Source organism: Acidobacteriota bacterium, from assembly GCA_012517875.1.
GTDB lineage: Bacteria > Acidobacteriota > JAAYUB01 > JAAYUB01 > JAAYUB01 > JAAYUB01.
Window position 1 is genome coordinate 24,596 of the sequence record JAAYUB010000074.1, and the last position, 18,289, is coordinate 42,884.

At 66.1% G+C, this 18,289-nt stretch carries 12 protein-coding genes; 4 read left to right on the top strand and 8 right to left on the bottom strand.

Annotation, left to right across the window (positions count from 1 at the left end):
* The first annotated feature begins 151 nt into the window (after positions 1-151).
* From GX414_07540 to GX414_07550, 3 genes are read left to right on the top strand one after another with little or no spacing between them, the layout of a single operon-like run.
* Complete coding sequence (locus GX414_07540) at positions 152-1,216, top strand: radical SAM protein (protein ID NLI46942.1); 1,065 nt, start codon at positions 152-154, stop codon at positions 1,214-1,216.
* Positions 1,217-1,238: 22 nt separating this feature from the next.
* Positions 1,239-1,865 (top strand): hypothetical protein, encoded by a 627-nt coding sequence (locus GX414_07545; GenBank protein ID NLI46943.1) that lies wholly within the window; start codon positions 1,239-1,241, stop codon positions 1,863-1,865.
* A gap of 2 nt (positions 1,866-1,867) precedes the next feature.
* The gene (locus GX414_07550; GenBank protein ID NLI46944.1) at positions 1,868-2,284 is read left to right on the top strand and encodes a tetratricopeptide repeat protein; all 417 of its coding nucleotides are present in this window, start codon (positions 1,868-1,870) and stop codon (positions 2,282-2,284) included.
* Between the two features lie 42 nt (positions 2,285-2,326).
* Here the strand turns inward: GX414_07550 and GX414_07555 are convergent, their stop codons facing one another.
* The 3 genes from GX414_07555 to GX414_07565 form a co-directional block, all read right to left on the bottom strand.
* Complete coding sequence (locus GX414_07555; GenBank protein NLI46945.1) at positions 2,327-3,079, bottom strand: Nif3-like dinuclear metal center hexameric protein; 753 nt, start codon at positions 3,077-3,079, stop codon at positions 2,327-2,329.
* Positions 3,080-3,311: 232 nt separating this feature from the next.
* Positions 3,312-7,334 (bottom strand): FHA domain-containing protein, encoded by a 4,023-nt coding sequence (locus tag GX414_07560; GenBank protein NLI46946.1) that lies wholly within the window; start codon positions 7,332-7,334, stop codon positions 3,312-3,314.
* Positions 7,327-7,635: a hypothetical protein gene (locus GX414_07565; protein NLI46947.1), complete on the bottom strand. Its 309-nt coding sequence runs from the start codon at positions 7,633-7,635 to the stop codon at positions 7,327-7,329. The genes GX414_07560 and GX414_07565 overlap by 8 nt, the downstream gene beginning before the upstream one ends.
* A 181-nt stretch (positions 7,636-7,816) precedes the next feature.
* Here GX414_07565 and GX414_07570 point away from each other — a divergent pair, with 181 nt between their 5' ends.
* Positions 7,817-8,101, top strand: coding sequence for a hypothetical protein (locus tag GX414_07570; GenBank protein ID NLI46948.1), 285 nt, complete (start codon positions 7,817-7,819; stop codon positions 8,099-8,101).
* A 171-nt stretch (positions 8,102-8,272) separates the two neighbouring features.
* Here GX414_07570 and GX414_07575 read toward each other — a convergent pair whose 3' ends face one another.
* From GX414_07575 to GX414_07595, 5 genes are all read right to left on the bottom strand, one after another.
* Complete coding sequence (locus GX414_07575) at positions 8,273-9,550, bottom strand: serine hydrolase (protein NLI46949.1); 1,278 nt, start codon at positions 9,548-9,550, stop codon at positions 8,273-8,275.
* A gap of 156 nt (positions 9,551-9,706) precedes the next feature.
* A complete protein-coding gene (locus GX414_07580; protein NLI46950.1) occupies positions 9,707-15,664 on the bottom strand; it encodes a hypothetical protein in 5,958 nt (1,985 codons plus the stop codon).
* A 118-nt stretch (positions 15,665-15,782) separates the two neighbouring features.
* On the bottom strand, positions 15,783-16,349 hold the full coding sequence (locus GX414_07585) for a hypothetical protein (protein ID NLI46951.1): 567 nt from the start codon (positions 16,347-16,349) through the stop codon (positions 15,783-15,785).
* 53 nt (positions 16,350-16,402) lie between these two features.
* Positions 16,403-16,816 (bottom strand): osmotically inducible protein OsmC, encoded by a 414-nt coding sequence (locus GX414_07590; GenBank protein ID NLI46952.1) that lies wholly within the window; start codon positions 16,814-16,816, stop codon positions 16,403-16,405.
* 233 nt (positions 16,817-17,049) lie between these two features.
* Positions 17,050-18,186 carry an alanine--glyoxylate aminotransferase family protein gene (locus tag GX414_07595; GenBank protein ID NLI46953.1) on the bottom strand — a complete coding sequence of 379 codons (1,137 nt, stop codon included), beginning with the start codon at positions 18,184-18,186 and terminating at the stop codon, positions 17,050-17,052.
* Positions 18,187-18,289 lie beyond the last annotated feature (103 nt).

The following is an 18,289-nucleotide window of genomic DNA, read 5'->3' on the forward strand; positions in this document are numbered from 1 at the left end:
GCCAGTGTCCGCGTCTGTCGGGGAGGACGGGCACTTCGGAAAAACAACATCACATTCACACAGTCGGGTTTATAATTAAACAAAGCTTCAATAGGGCTTCTGGATCAGTAAACCGGCACTATACGTTTGTTTTTCTTTTGTCGAGTGAACCATGCGCTCCTATTTCTGGCCGGAACGGGCCGTCTGGGAAACCACGCTGCGGTGCAACCTGAGCTGCCGTCACTGTGGGTCGGTGGCCGGAGCGGCGCGGGCGGACGAGCTGTCGACGGCCGAAGCGCTGCGGGTGTGCGACCAGCTGGCCGAGGCCGGTTGCCGCCACATCACCTTGTCCGGCGGCGAGACCCTGCTGCGGGACGACTGGCCCGACATCGTCCGGCGCCTGCTGCAGCACGGCTTGCTGGTGGGCATCATCACCAACGGGCTGGCCCTGGTGGCGGGAGGACACAACCTGCACCGGTTGCGGGAGCTGGCGGATGAGGCGCCCCGGCTCCATGTTGGTATCAGTGTGGACGGTCTGGAAACTACCCACGACTTCATCCGGAACCGCCCGGGAGCCTTTCGGATCGCCGTCTCGGCCATCGATGCGACGCTGGAGCGGGGGATTCCGGCTGCGGTCTTGACCACGGTGAACAGCCTGAACCTCCCGGAGCTGCGCCGTCTGCGAGACGAAATTGTATTCGTTCGGCCGGTCTACGCCTGGCAGGTTCAGACCAGCAATTTCTACGGCCGGATTCGGGAGCACGCCGACTGGTTCCTCTCGCCGGCTCAATATCAGGAACTGGCGGCAATCCTCATCGAGTCCCGCCGGCTGCGCCAGGTCCCCCGGACCGAACCCGCCGACTGCATCGGCTACATGTCAGACGCGGAGCCTCAACTTCGGGACACGACCTGGAGAGGCTGCCAGGCCGGCATTCGCGCGGTTGGCATCCAGAGCAACGGCTCGGTCAAGGGCTGCCTGTCGATCCTGGACGACGGATTCGTTGAGGGAAGTCTGCGGCGACAAACCCTGCTGGAGATCTGGGACCGGCCCGGAGGCTTCGCCTATAACCGGGAATTCACACCGGAGATGTTGGGCGGCCTGTGCGTCGGCTGCGTCCACGGTCGCCAGTGCGCCGGTGGCTGCACCGCGGTGTCCCACTCCCTGACGGGGGCGACCCACCAGGCGCCGTATTGCCTGTATGCGTTTGAAGGCGCGCGGCAGGCGGCCGCAAGATGACATTGGCCGAAGGAGGGAGTCCATGAGTATGATCAATTTGCAAGCGGCGTTTCGGGCCATCGAGACGGCTGCCAGTGCCGCCGCCGAGGCGGCCGCCAGGGCGGCGCCCATGGGCGAGGTGATGGGAACGCCGGCGGCCGGCGGGGTGCTGGCGCCCATATTCGAACACTTGAGCGAGCGGGCGAAAGCGGCCGTCTCCACACCGTCGCCGGTTCTGGTATACGGTTTGATCTCTCCGAGCGGTCTGCCCGGCGGCACCAGTCTGACATTGAAATATGGCATTACACCCGCCGCCGAACCGGGGGTGTCGGGGCTGCCGACGCCGGCGATCGTGATGAAATACGGGGTCTTGCCCCACGGGTCATTCGATTTATCCAAGGCCGAGATCGGGGCGTCCGGCCGCTTGGCGGCCGGGAGATACGAGACGCTGGGCTGGGTGGTGGCTCACGGGCAGAACCGGATCGAGAGCCTCAGCCGGCAGACGGCTCAGGATCTGGCGGAAATCGAAGCGGCCAACGACGATCCAGAGGCGCTTCAGGAGGTGCAAGTCCTCCGAGAAGCCTACCGGCTGGTTGACAAGCTGGTGCTGGACCTGGTGGCGATGCGGGAGACCATTCAGAGCAAGATGCGCAATCTGCGCGGGGATTGATCATGACCAAGCTGAACATCCAAGCCAGCCCGGAAGAGATCCACCTCTTCATGGAAATCAGCCAGTTCTATTACAGCCGCGGCGATTATGCCGATGCCGAAAACGTGCTGCGGGGCGCGATGATCCTGGCGCCGGAAAATCCCGACATCTACGCCTGCCTGGGCGCGGTGTACCAGGCTCAGGGGCGGTTCGATCAGGCCGCAGATTGCTTTGCCCGCTCGCTGGCGACATGCCCGGGTGAAAAATGCGCCCGCAGCAACCTGGCGCAACAGTTGTTGCTGAAGGGTCGGATCGACGAGGCGGCCGAGGAGCTTCGCCGGGTTATGGCGGATATCGAACCCGATCATCCGATCCGCGAGCGAGCCGAAACGCTGCTGCAGATCACCGAAACAGCCCAGAAGCAGCAACACCACCCGTAAGTTGGTACAACGGAAAATCCGGGCACAATCAACCCCACGCAATCAGAACGGCGTGGGGATGTCGTAGAATCTGGCTTCCACGAGACCTCGCTCCTGCAGATGGCGCATCACCGCAAGCACGCCCCATTTTTCCGTCAGGTAATGGCCGGCGAAGCAGACGTTAAGGCCCACTGCCTTGATCTGGTGGTACGCGCTGTGGGACGTCTCGCCCGTCAGGTAGAAGTCGGCGCCCGCCTCGCGGGCCTCCAGAGCCAGCCTGGCGCCGCCGCCGGAGACGATGGCCACGTGGCTCACCCGCTCGGGGCCGAAGGGGAGAAAATGGACGTCGCACGAGATGGTCGCGCGGACCTTGGCTAACACGTCCTCGCGCGGGACCGGCCCGTCGGTGTTCGCCAGAATGCCGATGGGCGCGCCCTTGTAGTCGATGATGGGCGCGGGATCCTGCAATTCCAGCAGGCGGGCCATCTGAATGTTGTGCCCCAGCTCCGGGTGCACGTCCAGGGGGAGGTGAGCGGCGTAGAGGGAAATCCCGTGTTCGATGAGCGGCTTCAGGTAGGCCAGCGTCACTCCACGCACGTGGCGCAGGCCGCCCCAGATCATCCCGTGATGGACGAACAAAAAGTCCATGCCATCGGCGGCCGCCTGGACGGCGAGCTCGGGCGAGTAGTCCACGGCGAAGCCGGCGCGGCGGACCTCGGCGCGGCCCTCCACCTGGAGGCCGTTGGCCGATTCATCCTCGATGGCATGGATGTTCAGCAACCGGTCGAGCTCGTCCACCAGTTCAGTCAGTTTCATGTCAAGCTCCTCGGAGATCGGCGGGTTCCTTCACCACGAAAGTAAAAAGGATGCAGAGAAAGACACGGCAATTGTATCAAAAGATTTGGATGAACGGGCATTCCGGCCGATTCCACGGGCCGCGCGCCCACCGGGCTCGATCCGGTCGATGGTCGCGAATTACAGTTCATGGCATCCATGTTCCGCCACATCTCGGCGGTGAATGCAACGGGACGGAATGGACGACCAAGGTTCAGGGACCGGTTTCGAGTCGGGCCTGCCACTGCCCCAGCGTGACGACGGCGCCGGGAGCGAGCCAGCTCTTGGTGCAGCGTTGGCTGTTGACGAACACGCCGTTCATGCTGCCCAGGTCCTCGATCCAGAACGTCCCCTCCGGCGTGCGCCAGATCCGGGCATGGTGGCGGGACACGCCCTGCACCGCCAGCACGATGGCGTTGTCGGGCGCGGATCCCAATGTGGTGCACCCGGAGTCCAGGGCGTGCGTCCGGCCCAGGTTGTCCCGGAGCAGGGGACCCGGTCGCGCCGGCACCGGCGCCGGCATCGGTGCGGCGTAGCCCGGGACGGGCGGCGGCCGGTACGCCGGCGTTGCGGCGGGCGGGGCCGGAGGGGTCGGTGTCGGGTAAGCCGGAGTCGGTTGTTGGGCAACTGCGGCCGCGGCCGCACGCCGGCGGGAACGCCGCGACAGGGCCAGGCCCAGCAGCACGGCCGCGACGATGACCACGAGCAGGGCGCCCGCCGCGAACCACACCCACGCGGGCACCCGCGAGACGAAGCTGCTACTCGTCTGTCGGCGGATGTTCTCGATCATCGCGGCGTCGGCGGCCGGGGGCAGGTCGTCGATGGCGGCGGCCGTGTCGTCAAGCAGCGTCTGGTAGGTTTCCGTCTCCGCCTGGAACTGCTTCACCGACCGCTCCCAGTCGCCGCGCTCGGCGGCGGTGAGGGGCCGCTCCAGGCCGCGCAGAGCCAGGAGGCGGAGGCGGCGCCGGAGCGATTCCCAGCGTTCTGACCCGTCGGTGTAAGCCTGCATCCGGTCGGGTGCGCCGTCGTGCAGGGCGAAGAGGCCGGACACCGTCGCCATCTCCCAGGCAGCGACGGCCTCATCGGCTTCACGGAGGTAGGCCAGCGCGTCGGCCGAAACGCGGCCGCCGCTGGCGGTGAAGGCGTCCCACTCCATATTGTCCGCCAGCTCCAGGCGGGGCGTGTCGGCATCCCCGCCGCCGGGGAGCAGGCCGGCCTGCGCCACGCGGAGCGCGCCCCCGGCGCCGGGCCGGAGCAACAGGGCCTGAACCGGGGCGCCTGACAGGTCGGCGGTGGTGACCATCACCACGTCGAGCGACTTGTTGAGAATACCCACGAAGCGGTAGCACTCCTCGACGAAGCGCACACCGGCCATGACGTTGTCGAACACCTTCTGGATTTTCTCCAGCGTCTCGGCATGCTTGACGATCTCCGGCTGCAGGTAGATGGTGCCGATGATCTTCATGGCCACCTGACCGCATTCGCTGATGGTGTCCACCAGCACGGTAAGCCATTCCTCGGCGATGCGCCATTTCACCATCTGCTGGTATTCCCGGGCCAGCCAGTCGTGCCGGACCTTGAGCTTGGCGTAACTGCGGGCGTAGGCGGCGCGGATCGAGTCGTAGTCGTCGTTTTCGAGGAACAGGATCAGAAGCTGGTTGGCCAGGTCGTCGTAGGGCGCCAGCAGCGCACCGGTGATGGCCCCCTTGATGTCGGGGAACGGCATCTCGGGTACGTACTCGCCCAGAAAATCGGAAATCCGTTTGATGACCTGGGGCAGGATCAGTTCGTTGAGCATGCTGCGGGTGACCCGCCGGGTCTGGCGGTTGTCCACCAGCCGCTCGACCGGGGGAGTTTTGAAGAACCATTTGAACAGCCAGCGGTAGATCCGTCCCGACACGCTGGCCGGGGCGCTCTGGCTCTTCTCCCAGCGGGCCTTCAGTGCCTGGAGCTTGCGCAGCCCGACGGTCTTTTCCAGCTGCTTGTATTTATCCTTGACGTACTTGTCCAGCTTGGAGTCGGCGTAGAAGTAGCTGGCCGCGGCCTGGAACAGCGTCCAGGCATGGCCCAGCAGTTCCTGGCCGGCGTCGGTGGCGTCCTTGCGCGTGTCCTTGAGCACCAGGAGCATCCAGCCGAACAGCTCCATTTTGTTGACAAGTCCCTCGGCGTCCTCGGCGCTCAATTCGGCCACCTGTGTCTGGGCGCCCTGGACGAAGATTTGGCTGCGGGACTTGACCTCGGTGGAGGCCTCCCATTTGCCCAAATGGGTCAGGGCGTTGTGCTGCAGCCCCAGCAACCGTGCCGATGGCGCGACCAGAAAGGGATTCGTGAGCTCCTTGTCCCAGCGGGGCCAGTTGCTCATGTGCATCTGGATGGTGAACTGGCCCTCGTCGTCGGTTTTCACGACGTCCACGGCGGCCCACTTGAGGATCTTCTCGTCTCCCTCCAACTTCACCGTGGCGTCGTTGACGGGGACGCGCGTGGCCGTGCCTGGGAGGCGGTGAGTGGTGACTTTGAGCAAGACCCGGCCCTTGATGAATCCATTGAGGCTGGCGATCTGCAGCGGAAGCACCGAACGCTCCAGCCCCGGTTTCTCAACGACGAGACGGACCGGCGCGGCCTTCATGACGCCGATCTGGCAAATGACCCGGCCGGAGTCCTCGCCGGCGGCGTATTCGACGACCACGTCGCGGTTCTTGATCGAGCCGGTCTGCTGCATGTCTTTGGCGCCGATCGCGGGTGACTGGTAGACCGCCCGGGCGGTGCCGTCGGCCCCCGTCACCGGGTCGCTGGAGAGGAGGCGGCCTTTCTGGTCAGCCGAAAAAACGCCGTGGAAGTCCAGTTTCCAGGTCAGGCGCACCCCGGCGCGGGGCCGTCCCTGGGCGTCCATGAACTGGAAGACCACTGGGGTGGTGCTCTGACCGTCGCCGGCGACTGGATTGTCGCGCGCGGTGAGCGTCACCGTCGGTTTGGGCTTCACCTCGGGCGCGGTCGCGGCCTCCGTCTGGGTCCGTCCCACCCGGTGGAACAGAATGGGCGGGGCGATGAGAAAGAACTGGTCGCCCGGCAGCGGGATGAGCGATGTGCCGATCCCGCCCACGCTCACTCCGTAAAAGCCCATGTGGCTCTCGCCGGTATAGGCCACCTTCACCTCATCGGCGTAACCCACCTGCTTGAGGATCATGCTGCCGGTGTCGAAGGTCCATTTGGAGGCGCCGGTGATGTCGCTCCCCTCGTAGTAGCCGAAGACCGCAGACGCTGGGGTGGGTGACGGGTATAGGTGGATCTTGGCCTTCCCCTTGATCCCCTGGAACTCGGCCACGATGAGCACCCACGGCTTGTCGCCCTCGGTTGTGTTGAGCGCGGCCGCGTTGGGCCCCTTGAGTGCTTCTTCGAGAGCGATCTCTTTATAGTCGGCACCCGGTCCGGCGCCCATCACCTTCCGGATGATGATGGCGGTGAGTTGCAGGCTGCGCAGGAGCATCTTGGAGCGATCGTCCAGAATGGGCACCTGGAGATTGGTCCGAGCGATGCCGCCCGACATCTGGATCCGTTCGGCCGCCAGGCGGCCGGCGTTGATGCGGATGTCCACCGGTCCGGCCAGGTGATCCAGCAGCCGGCCGTCGGGATTACGGGCGGAGATGGTCACGGTGGTCACCGCGTCGCCATCGCCGGGGAGCCGGTCGGCGCCCGGTTCCACCAGGAGTCGGATCTCGTCGCTCGGCGGCTTCGCCTCGTCCTCCGGTTCCGGCTCCTCAGTCGGGGGCGTCTCAGGTTCCTCCTCATCGGGCGGCCGGGCGTCGTCGCCGGGCTTGCCCACGCGGGCCGTGGCCGTGAACACGGCCGCCACCGCATCCAGGAAGACGCCGCTCGAGGAAAACGGCGGGTCGAGTGGTTCATCGAAGGCGAAACGGAGGGTTACGCCGCGGGTCCCGTTGGGTGCGGTCACGGCGAGAACCACGGTCTGTTCGGCGAAGGTGACGCTCTGAACGCGCACGGGCTCGCCGGCCGACAGCAGCGCGTTGAGGCCCCCGCGGGTGGGGAGCACGAAGCGGTCTGGAGCCACGTGCACGGTGTACGGGTTCTCGAAGATGTTGACCCGCAGGTATTGCAGGCTGCCGGCGTACTGGCGGCGGTAGAGTTCCGCCTGGCCGGGGTCCACGGCGGCGGCTGTCCATGTAACCGTCAGGAGGATCAGCAGGACCGGCAGGAGCTGTGATGTGCGGCGACTAGCCATGGGACGCCTCGCCCGGGCTCGACACAGATGGCGGTTCCGCCAGTACCACAATCCGATTCAGCTCCATGCGCTGAGCTGGAAAATAGTCGGGGATTTCCTCGTATTCCTCTTCCACCGGGTTGGCCGGCGGCTGGAGGTAAAAATAGGCGAAGGCGACGAAGCCGGCCGCCAAAACGAACAGCAGGAGCAGCACCCACAGGCAGCAACTGCAGCAGCCCCGCTTCTTCTTGGCGGGGGCGTGTGGCTGGGGAGGCGGCGGCGCGGGGGGCGGATAGTAGGCAGCGGGTGGGTACTGGGCCATGCGTCCGTCGCTTCCGGGTGTGTTGGGAGACCGGCAGGAAGATTGTAACAGGAAGGCGGGTCCCCGCAAACAGGAATCCTCACAGTCTGGGTGGCGGCCCTGCGTCGCGGAAAAACTGACGGCGCCACCGGCGGCCGGTGTACAATGGCGCCCAAGCAGTCTGAGCAAGGAGTGTGGGCTCATGGAAAAAGCAGGCGCGCGCAAGCTTGGGGTGGGGATCGCTCACATGGTCATCCATTTTATGGACGGGACCAGGATCGTGTTCCGCTATCCCAAGCAGGCCGGGCACGACGCGGCCACCATCGCCGCCACGGTCAAGAAAGCGCTGGAGACGGACAAGATCGTGGTGGAGGCCCAGGGCGCCCTCCTGGTGATCCCCGGCCGCAACATCAAGTACATCCAGATCACACCGGTCCCGGACGAGCTGCCCAAGGGGATTCTCCGCCACGCAGAAATCGTGGGGTGATCCCGGCCGCGGCGGCCTGCCGGTCGGCCGTCAATGACTCTGTCGCTTTGTCGCCGGTCTCCGATCCCCGGGCTCGATCGTCGGACGCTGCCGGTTGAAGGAGGGCGAACAGCCGATGAACCGGGATTGGATCCGGAATCTCCGGTCCGCCCCGTACACCCATTCACCTGGTTACCGAACGATCAGCTGCTGTCGCAGTAGGGTCGCATCAACCGCGTCCAGCCGGCTGTTGCCATTGAGGTCGCCCATGGGTGGCCAGGCGCAGAGCGGGTCTTCCGGCCCGATGTTGCCGGCCAGCACCTGAGCCAGCACCACCAGGTCCAGAGCATCGGTGACACCGTCGCCGGTGAGGTCGCCGTCGGGCGGCTGGATCACCTCGGCGAGAAATTCCTGGATGTGGTTCACCAGGCCTTCATACTGGCCGTTGTAATCCCCGGCGGTCGAAACCACCACGAGATCCAGGGCCGGGACGACGAAGATGTGCTGACCGCCCCAGCCCCACGCCACCCAGATGTCGGGACCGGCGCCGGGCGCGGCGCCGGCCTCCAGCGGCAGCAGCCACCATTGGTAGCCGTAGCCGCTGCCGTCGGCGAAGGTGGAGCGGCGGATCATGCTTTCCGCGATCCACGATGCGGGTACGAGTTGTTGGCCGCGCCACGCGCCTTTCTGCAGGTAGAGCTGGCCGAATGCGGCCATGTCCCGCGGCCGGAGCCAAAGGCCGCCGCCGGTATCAGTGAGCCCCCCGGCGCCCAACGACCAGTCCCAGCGGGAGATGCCCAGCGGCGCGAACAGGCGCTCCGCTGCGAGATCGTGGGCCTGCCGCCCGGTAACGTGGAGCAGGAGGCCGGAGAGCAGGATGGTGCACCCGCTGTTGTACTGAAACACGGTGCCGGGCCAGTAGGCCATCCGGCGGTCCAGCATGAACTCCAGCCAGTCAGGGCTGGCCATGAGCTGGCGGTACGGGTTGCGCGCGTCGGTGTACGGGTACTGGAATTCGTTCCAGTCGAATCCGGCGCGCATGGCCAGCACGTCGGCGAGGATGATGGCGTCCTTGCGCGGATCGGGATTGGCCACGGGCGCGTATTCGGGAAAGTGCGGGAGCAGCAGGCCGTCCAGTTCGCCGCGGTCGAGCACCATCCCCACCAGCGCCGAGGTGACGCTCTTGGTAACCGAGTAGACGATGTGCAGCGTGTCGGCGTCGAAGTCGTGATAGTAGTGCTCCGCCGCCAGCCGGCCGTGGCGGATGACCAGAAAACTGTGCACCGGGCCGAAGTCGCCCCGGGCGATGGCATCATGGTAGGCGTCGAGCACGATGTGGTCGAGTCCGACGGCCTCGGGCGCGACGGACGACCACTGGGACGGCACCTGCGCCGCCGCCTCCGTCAGTAACACGACCCAGCCGATGAGCGCGGCGGCAAGTTTCAGATGGCCCTGGCGTGGTGGCGACATGCGTGTCTTCCCTTCCGCCTGGTGTGAAGGGGTATACGTGAATCAGCGGAAAAAGTCGCCTCCACCAAATCGGCGCACCAAGGTTCAACGGCAAAAAGCCCCGGTCGCGGGACCGGGGCGATCCATACCAACCATCAACTATCAACCATCAACGGTTTATCGGACCTCGACTTCGACGCTGGCCGAGTGGCTGTTGAATTCGGGCGCGTACATGCACGCGATGTGGGCCAGGCCCGTGGGGTAGCGGCCCTTGTGCGTCACCCGCAGGTTGTACTCGAAGACGTAGGTCCCCACGGGGAGATAGTCGATGAAGAAGTGGGTGGCCGTGTCGCGGGTGGACTGGTAGTAGAAGAGGCCGTCCTGGAAGCGGTAGCCCGAGAGGACGTCCGCCGGCTCAAAGCCGCTGCCGCGGTGGTCCTTCATGTGGACGTACTCCATGTCGCGGTCCACCCGCAACGTGACCCGGACCACCACCAGGTCGCCCACGGCCAGCGGCCCGGCCACCGGCTCGATCACCGGGCCCTGCTTCGTGTCGCGCCGGACAAAGAGCGCTTTCTGGAGCTGCAGCGGGGTGCCGGCGTACGGCGTGATGCGGCCGATGTCCTCGAGGTACTGCCAGTGCAGGCCGCCCCAGGCGATCCCCGGGTCGGTTTTCTCCAGCTTCACCTCGCCCATTTCCGGCCGGATCTCGGGGCCGCTCCACCGCTTTTCGTAGCAGCCGGTGCCGGCTTCGACCGTGTCCGGCTCCACCCGCTGCCCGCCGAGGGTCACCCCGACGAGGGCGTCGGCGGCGAGCCAATCCTCGCCCCGGTGCAGCAGGGCGTAAATCGCGTCGGCCGTAGCGGTGGTGGTCTTCCAGTTCTGGGTCTGCTTCTGCTTGAGGAGCCAGATCTTGCATTCCTCGACCGTCTGGGCGTCGCGGGCCACCTCGTCAAAGGCCTCGATCATGAGCGCCTGCGCTTCGATGGGGGCGTGGTACCACCACCAGGAGAGCTGGCCCTCCGCCCAGTAGCGACCGAGCTCCGGATGAACCTGGCTGCGCTCCTTGAGCGAACGCAGAATCTGCATCGCCGGGACGGTGCCGCCGAAACGGTGTTCGGCCAGCGCCAGTTGCGCCTGGGCGCGGCGGGAGTCGAGTTTGAGCCAGTGGGTCTCGCCCTGTTTGAGGAAGTAAAGCGCGGCCTTGGCGGCTTCCCCCTGGAGCGGCTTTTCCTCGAGGTAGAAGCTCCGGGCGTACAGGTACATGGCTGCGGTGGGCGTGAGGTTGTTCTGGCGGAGCCGTTGGTTCTTGATGATCTCCTTGTGCACGTCAACAATCCAGCCGTCGAGATGGTCGACGGCCTTGAGGGCCATTTCCTGAGGCACCGCCTGCACCCCGAGGTGCTTGAGGCGCCCGAAGCCGGTGACCAGGTACAGGGTGATGTAACTGTTGCCGCGACCGCCGGGGAACCAGGGCCATGAGCCGTCGGGCAGTTGCATCTGCTCGAGCTTGCGCAGGGCGGACGCGAGCTCGGATTGGATCCGGTTTTCGTCGAAGAACAAGGCCGTGTTGCGCCTGGCCTGGGTTTCGTCCTGCGCGTCCAGCACCCACGGCGACTCTTCCAGCAACACACCGCGCAGGTCGGCGTTCCTTTCGAGGTTGGAAGCCAGCGCCGCGGGTTGGGCGGTCCGCCAGGCGTCCAGCACCTTGCGGATGCGCGGATTGGCGTGGGCGATGTGGTGGCCCAGGGCGTTGGCGTAGAGGCGGTTGAACACCTGTTCGGAGCACTCATACGGGAACTCCATGAGGAACGGCAAGGCCTGCACCGCGTACCAGGCCGGATTGGACACCATCTGGAGCACCAGCTTCAGGTGGGCCAGCGAGTCGGAGGCGCCGGAGGCCATGAGCTTGTCGAAACGGAACGCCTTCTCACCCTGACCGCTGATCCAGAGCGGCAGCGATTCCTGGACCAGGATCCGCCGGCTGATGACGGGGAGCAGCCCCACTTCGCCGTCGGAGAACTCGCCGGCGCGGGCCACGGCGCGATAGGTGACGAGGTCGAGACGGTCCGGGACCTTGATCCGCCAGGCAAACGAGCGGGACTGCTTCGCCGGAATGGCGCCAGACTGGTTCGGCGTCGCGTTGGCCAGTGCGCCGTCGAGGGACTGCTCGCCGAGGGCGTCCAGAAAGTTCAAGGTGACAGCGCCTTCGAGCACGTTGTCGGTCAGGTTGATGACCTTAACGCTGAACTCCAGCTCGTCGCCCTCGCGGAGGAACCGGGGCGGATTGGGCTGGACCATCAGCTCCTTCTGGGTGACCACCTCGTCGTTGAGGGCGCCGCTCGCCAGCTCGCGCGTGTGGGCCAGGCTTAAAAAGCGCCAGCGGGTCAGTGCCTCGGGCATGGTGAAGTTCAGGGTGAACGAGCCGTCGGCGCCCGCCTCCAGTTGCGGGAAGAAGAAAGCGGTCTCGTTCAGGTTGGTGCGGAGCTGGACCGGACCCGTCGGCGGAGACACCGGCTGGGCGGGCACTTCTGCCGGCGCGGCAGACGCATCGGCGGCTTCCGCTTCTCCCGGGGCCGCCATCTTCGCCGCGGGTGCCGGTGCGGGCGGCGGCATGGGCGCACCGGCCATCATGGCGGGCGCCTCGGCCATGGTCCGCCGCATCTCGTACATGAAGTAGTTGTCGGTCACGTCCGACGGGAAATGGAGGTAAAGCGGCTCCTCATAGGGCGCGTAGCGCCGAAACTCGTCCTCCCACATGCGGAGGCCCTGGCCCTTTGTGGAAAAGAACGGGTGGATGTACGTCCGGTCCTGGCGAAAAACGCCGGACAGGCCGGGAAACCCGTGAGGGTAGAACTGATCGAGCGAGGCGTCGTAGAGCGTCGCCACAAGTTCGGCCGCGGCTGCTTCGGCGCCCGGTCCGGTGACCTTCAGCGACCAGGTCTCGGCCTGGCCGGGACGGAGCTTGGAGCGGAAGGTGCCCCACTCCAGGCGGAGCGCCTTGTTGGTCCATGGCACCGCGACGCGCGTGGTGGTGGTGTAGAGGCGGTTTTCCTTGACGAAGGTGGTGACCACCGTGAAGCCGCCGCGGTGGCGCTCGGTCACCGGGTAGCTGATCCGATGCTGCGTCTCCTGCGGATGGATCCAATACTGCTGCAGCCACTCGCCGTCGGAGAAGATCTCCACAAGCGCGGGGCCTTCGGCGTAGCCCGTGGCCCAGAACGCCTCGAACGAATCGCCGGGTTCCAGCGCCTCCGGACGGCTGCCGAAGAACGCCGGCGTCTTGACCGGAAACGTGCGGGCCGCGGGATCCAGCACCAGCAGCGGCTGCATGGCGCGCACCGGCGAACCGTACCGGTCCTGGGTGTGGAGCTGGGCGCGGTAGACACCGGGGGACAGGGTGAGATCCACGACCAGCGTCCCATCCGCGCCGGTGGAAAATTCGCGAGTCAACGCCTGGTCGCCCGCGGGCCAGCGCTGCCACTCGGCGGTGCGGGCCGACGCGGCCTCGCCGGCGCCACGGCGGGCGCCGAACAGCTCGGCGGGCACAGGGGCGTCGGGCATCTGCAGTTTGAAAACCGTCAAGGTGCCCGTGGCGGGGACGGGCTCGCCGTCGAGGGTGGTGGTGCGGAGTTTCAAACGGATCGGCCCGGTCGACTCCTGCCACTCGGCGGCGGTGATGTCGGCTTGCAGGGCGGTGTAGCCCAGCCGGACCACCCGTTCGCTGCTCCGCGTTTCGCCGGCTGTGTCGGTCACGTCCACTTGGATCCGGTACACGAAGGTGGGATGGTCACCGGCAGGGATCTTCTTGTCGGGCCGCGCGGCGAACGTCACGCGGAACACGCCGGCGGCGTCGGTCGTCAGCGTGCCGCTGGCGATTTCCTGTGGCTCGCCGATGCGCCAGCGCGGGTCGCGGTAGTAGTAAAACCAAGGCGGCAGCTGGGCCAGCCGGACCACTCGGTAGCGGACGGACGCGCTGTCAATGGGCGCGCCGGCATAAGCCTGGGCCTCGCCGGTGACCGTGACCGCGTCGCCCAGCCGGCATTCGCCTTCGGGCGGCCGGAGCTCCACGAAGAACTTGGGCCGCTTGTATTCCTCGACCCGGAGGATGGCGCTGCCCGGCGGGTCGGCGGTGACGAGCCGCATGGCGCCTAGCAGCCGGCCCGTTGGGGCCGTCCAGGTGCCGCTGAAGGAGCCGAAGTCGTTGGTCACGAAGTCGGCTTTGGCGATCTCCTGGTCATTGACATCGCGGAAGGCCAGGGTCACGGTCCGCCGGGGCAGGACCCGGTAGCTGTTCCCGGCGGGATCGGTTTCGAGGCAGAGGCCCTTGAAGTGGATCATCTGTCCCGGCCGGTACAGCGAGCGGTCGGTGAAGAGGACGGTTCGCGTCGCGGCTTCGGTCCGCGTGATGCGGGCGTAGCCGACGCTGTCGTCGTGGAGGTAGCGCGTGCCATCGGGCGCCCGGAAGAAGAACATCTGGTCCCGGCGGTTCTCGCCGGGCTGGATGAAGAAGTAGCCGTTGGCATCGGTGACGGCGGCGCCCGACTGCTTGTAGGCACGCTTGGCGTAGTCGTAGGCGTACGCCGTGACCGCCACCCCGGCTATGGGTCGACCGGTGGCGTTGCCCAGCGCATGGCCCTCAATACGGTCTCCGCGGGCGCGCAGGACCACCCCGAACGGGCTGCTCCAGAAAGTGGCGTTTGCGATGGCGTTTTCCTTGAGCCGGAACGACTTGTCGTAGCTGGCCAGGACGCGGTAGAAGCCGGGCGCCAGCCCCGGCAGCTCGACATCCTGAGTCGTTTCTTTGTAATCGGTGGTGGGCGGGAGGGTCTTGTGGATCTCCCAGAGCGGCTGGCTGCGCAGCAGCTTGTCCAGCTCATCGGTGTTGAGATGCTGCTCCCGGAAAAGCTCCATTGACGGGGGGAGGGATACGGGGTAGATACGGAAAGTCAAGCCGGTGACGTTGCGGTAGGTGACCCGGACATGCCAGGGACGCTCCGGCAGGGTCACTGTCTCGGCCTGCAACTGGAAGACCGGCTGCCGGATGGCGGTGATCAGGTTGCGGCAATTGGCGCCGCCTACCGACTTGGGTGCGGTTTCGGCGCCCGCCTCGGCGACGGCCAGGGCCGCGGTGAACGCTTCCTGCGACTGCAGCTCTTGAGCCCAATAGTAACAGGCCAGGGCGGACACATTATCACCGGCCGATTCCGCCAGTTCCTGCAACCGCTCGATGAAGCGCTCGGCGGCCGCCTCACCGGCGGCGACGTTGCGTGCCCAGTGGAGCCGGCGCAGATCGGCGTCGCGCCGCGCCGCCGGGTCGGCGTCCTGAGCGTGGGCGCGCAGAATGCGCTGGAACAACTGCAGCGCTCTGAGCAGCGGCGACTCTGTGTCGGTGGTGACCGGCTGCCACTGCACGAAAGCGGCGGCAGGAGCCAGCACATCGGAGTCGGCAGTAATTTCGAAGGCATCCTGCGGCTTGGGTCGGAAGGTGTCATTCGATGTGTAGAAGACGATGGCTTGGTCGGCGATGAAGTCGAACAGGGTGGGCCGCAGCGCGTCGGGCATGTTCCCCGGTTCTAGAAACTCGCGGAAGTCCGCAGTGGGGATCTGACGCAACAGCGCCTCGTCAGCGAGCACCGACTGGTAGAGGGCGTCCATCTCCCGGAACAACCGGGGCAGGTCCCAAGTCGTGAAGTCCTGTTCGTCCAGCTTGGCGGTGGCGTCGCGATCGAGGAAGCGGTACCGGTTCCGCTGATAGTAATGGTTGTACCACTGGGCCAGGATGACCCGCAGCAGCGGCTGGATGCGCGCGGGCGCCTGGGGCAGCGCCGCTCGGAGCCGGCGCACCTTTTCCTCTGGGTGGTTGCCGCCGGTCACGGATTCCATGAGGATCTTCTTGACCAGCGCCCGAAGCGCCTCGACGTCGGCGCCGTCGCGGCAGGCGCCGTCGTAGATCTGGCCCAGCAGCGCCGCGGAGGTCTCGGGCAGGCCGTCCGCCTCCGCCTGGGCGACCCGGTCCCAGAGTGACTTGCGGCTCCTGCCGTCCGCGGCGTCACAGGCGATCCCGAACAGCAGGACGCAACCGATCATCAGAAAAAACGCCCACATGGAAAACTCCTTGGTGTTGCTTCGCATGCCAGATTGTCCTTTTTATTTTGAGAATACTCTGAACAGTGGGGAGTGTCAATGTGGCCGCCACGGCGGCAGGTCGACGGTGGGTGCGGGGTGACGGAGTGCGGGAGCCGATAGCCGATCAGTAGCCGGGCCGCCACACGCAGTTACGGTCGCGCTCGTACTCGGTCCAGAGGCAGTATTCGGACGCAATGGGTTGGGGAAACAGCTCCTGGAAGGCGCCCTGGTCGGGGCCGATTCCCTGGTCGTTCAGGTTCAGGTTCCGCTCCGACACCTTGACGAGACCCTGGCTGGACAGGCGGTAGTGGATCAGCCGGCCCAGGCCCTTCCCGGTGCGCTGAAACACGGACACCCGGCCCACGCCCGGCCGGATCTTGTCGATGGCGATGGCTTTGGGATGGAACAGCAGTTGCGCCACCCGGACGTAGCGGCCGTTCGGTTGGCTCAGGTAGATGTCCCACATGCCGCCGGCGCCGCCCCACGTCTGGCTGCCGGTGACGGCGATGTCGGTGCGGCCGTCGCAGTCGAAGTCGGCGTAGAGGCGGATGAGACGCAGATCGGGCTCTTCCTGGGCGAGACCGGCCATGCCGATGAAATAAAACGTGACGGGATCCGCCACGGCAGGCGAAACCGGCAGGGCCACCGTGGCAAGCAGGGTGATCCAGAACCCGGCGATCCAACAGCGCATGGCAGAGCCTCCGCGGCAGGTTGGCCGCATTGTAACGCCGGCACGCGGGACTGTCAAAAAGTCCCCGATGCGACGACGCGGGCGACCGTGGTGATTTCCGGTGGGTTTTCCAGATGCTGCTTGACCTTGCACTGGTCGGCGGCGCGGATCAGCGCAGGGAGGTATTTTTCGGGGAAGTCTGCCGGGACCTGGATTTCCAGCTCGATGGTCTCCACGTTCTTCGTGCCGGTCGTGAAATGAATGCGCTGGACGATCCGGACGCCGTCCAGGCTCAACTTCCGCTGCTGGCAGAAATACAAAACATAAATACCGGCGCACGTGCCGATTGAAGCCAGGAACAAGAGAAAAGGAGCCGGGGCGCTGTCGGTGCCGCCGCCTTCTGGCGGCTGGTCCGTAACGACGGTGTGATGGCCGAAATGGGCGTTGACCAAGGTGCCGCCCGGAAAGTCAATTCGCATTTCTAACATGCCGCCTCCTGCATTGGGTGTGGTGTATCCATCGTCAAGTGAGTGCATATACGCCGTCGGTTGTTGCAGACGGGACAACAGCCGAATTATACGGGCGAATGGATGACGGAAACAATCCGTAGGATTCCTCCCGGCCCCGACGGCATAAACCGGGCGGATGGTCGATGGCGTGGCTGGAGTTGTCTCAGCCGGGACCGCAGTGATGGTCTGGGTCCGGCACGGTGCAAGGGGATTCAATCCAGGGCTGCTGTGAACGTGTCCGCCAGCGGGGCTTTCGGCTGGAAGCCGAGTCCGCGCAGCACGTCGTCGAGGGCGCCCAGGGCCAAACCCACCTTGTCCACCCAGCAATTTTCGCCCATGTGGCCGATGCGGATCACGGGATCGGTGAGCGTGCCCAGCGAGCCGGCCAACAGAATGCGGTGCCGTTCCAGAATCTCCCGCCGGATCTCCGACTCCTTCAATCCGGACGGCGGCAGGAAGGCCGTAACCGTGTCGGACCAGCCGGCTTTGGGAAAGAGCTCCAGTCCGCCGGCGGTGATGGCCTGGCGCACCGCCTGGCCCACGCGGTGGTGGCGCTCGTAGACGTCCGCGTCCGCCAGCACCCGGTCCAGCGCGGCGTCCAGGCCGAACAGATCGCTCACCGGCAGCGTGTAAGGGAACCATTTCCGCTCGTACCAGTCGGCCCAGTGGTCGAGGTTGCAGTAGTAGCCGGCCACCGGTTGTTTCCGGCGGTGGATGGCCCCCCACGCTTCGGGACTGACGCTGAGGAAGGACAGACCCGGCGAGGCGGACAGGCACTTCTGGGAGCCGCCCAGCAGGATGTCCACGCCCCAGTTGTCGGCGGCGATGGGGATTCCGCCGATGGAGGATACGGCGTCCACCACCGTCAGGATGCCGCGCTCCCGCAGCAGAGGCGCCAGCAGCGGCACCGGATTGAGCAGGCCGGTGGGCGTCTCGCAGTGCACGAGGGTGGCGAGCTTAAAGCCGGAGTCGCGTTGGAGCAGCGCCAGCACCTCGTCCGGATCGAACGGATGCCGCTCGTCGCCGTAACAGAACACCACCTGGCCGCCGTACAGCTTGACGAAGTCGGCGAAGCCGTAGCCGAACACGCCGTTGGCGAAGCAAAGGATCCGATCGCCGGGCTCGATGAGCGAGGCACAGGCGGCCTCGAGGCCGAGGATGCCCTCTCCGCCCAGCACCACCACCTCATGTTCCGTGCCCACCAGCCGCGCGATCTTGCGGGTCACTCCGCGGTAGAACTCGAAAAATGCGGGATCCAGGTCCGGGTTGACCATGGCACGGGACATCGCGGTGAGCACGTCCTCACTGACCTCGGTGGGTCCCGGCGTCATGAGCATGGGCGGTTTCATGAGCGCGCCTCCTGGGAGCGGTTCAGTGGGACACGATACGGCGCCCGCTGCTGGTTGCAGGGCGCCGCGCGCGGCGCCCCGGCTGTATACGCCGTGTAGAGAA

Coding starts and splice junctions, on each gene's coding strand:
- GX414_07540 (NLI46942.1), top strand. CDS start 152: ATGCGCTCCTATTTCTGGCCGGAACGGGCCGTCTGGGAAACCACGCTG.
- GX414_07545 (NLI46943.1), top strand. CDS start 1,239: ATGAGTATGATCAATTTGCAAGCGGCGTTTCGGGCCATCGAGACGGCT.
- GX414_07550 (NLI46944.1), top strand. CDS start 1,868: ATGACCAAGCTGAACATCCAAGCCAGCCCGGAAGAGATCCACCTCTTC.
- GX414_07555 (NLI46945.1), bottom strand. CDS start 3,079: ATGAAACTGACTGAACTGGTGGACGAGCTCGACCGGTTGCTGAACATC.
- GX414_07560 (NLI46946.1), bottom strand. CDS start 7,334: ATGGCTAGTCGCCGCACATCACAGCTCCTGCCGGTCCTGCTGATCCTC.
- GX414_07565 (NLI46947.1), bottom strand. CDS start 7,635: ATGGCCCAGTACCCACCCGCTGCCTACTATCCGCCCCCCGCGCCGCCG.
- GX414_07570 (NLI46948.1), top strand. CDS start 7,817: ATGGAAAAAGCAGGCGCGCGCAAGCTTGGGGTGGGGATCGCTCACATG.
- GX414_07575 (NLI46949.1), bottom strand. CDS start 9,550: ATGTCGCCACCACGCCAGGGCCATCTGAAACTTGCCGCCGCGCTCATC.
- GX414_07580 (NLI46950.1), bottom strand. CDS start 15,664: ATGCGAAGCAACACCAAGGAGTTTTCCATGTGGGCGTTTTTTCTGATG.
- GX414_07585 (NLI46951.1), bottom strand. CDS start 16,349: ATGCGCTGTTGGATCGCCGGGTTCTGGATCACCCTGCTTGCCACGGTG.
- GX414_07590 (NLI46952.1), bottom strand. CDS start 16,816: ATGTTAGAAATGCGAATTGACTTTCCGGGCGGCACCTTGGTCAACGCC.
- GX414_07595 (NLI46953.1), bottom strand. CDS start 18,186: ATGAAACCGCCCATGCTCATGACGCCGGGACCCACCGAGGTCAGTGAG.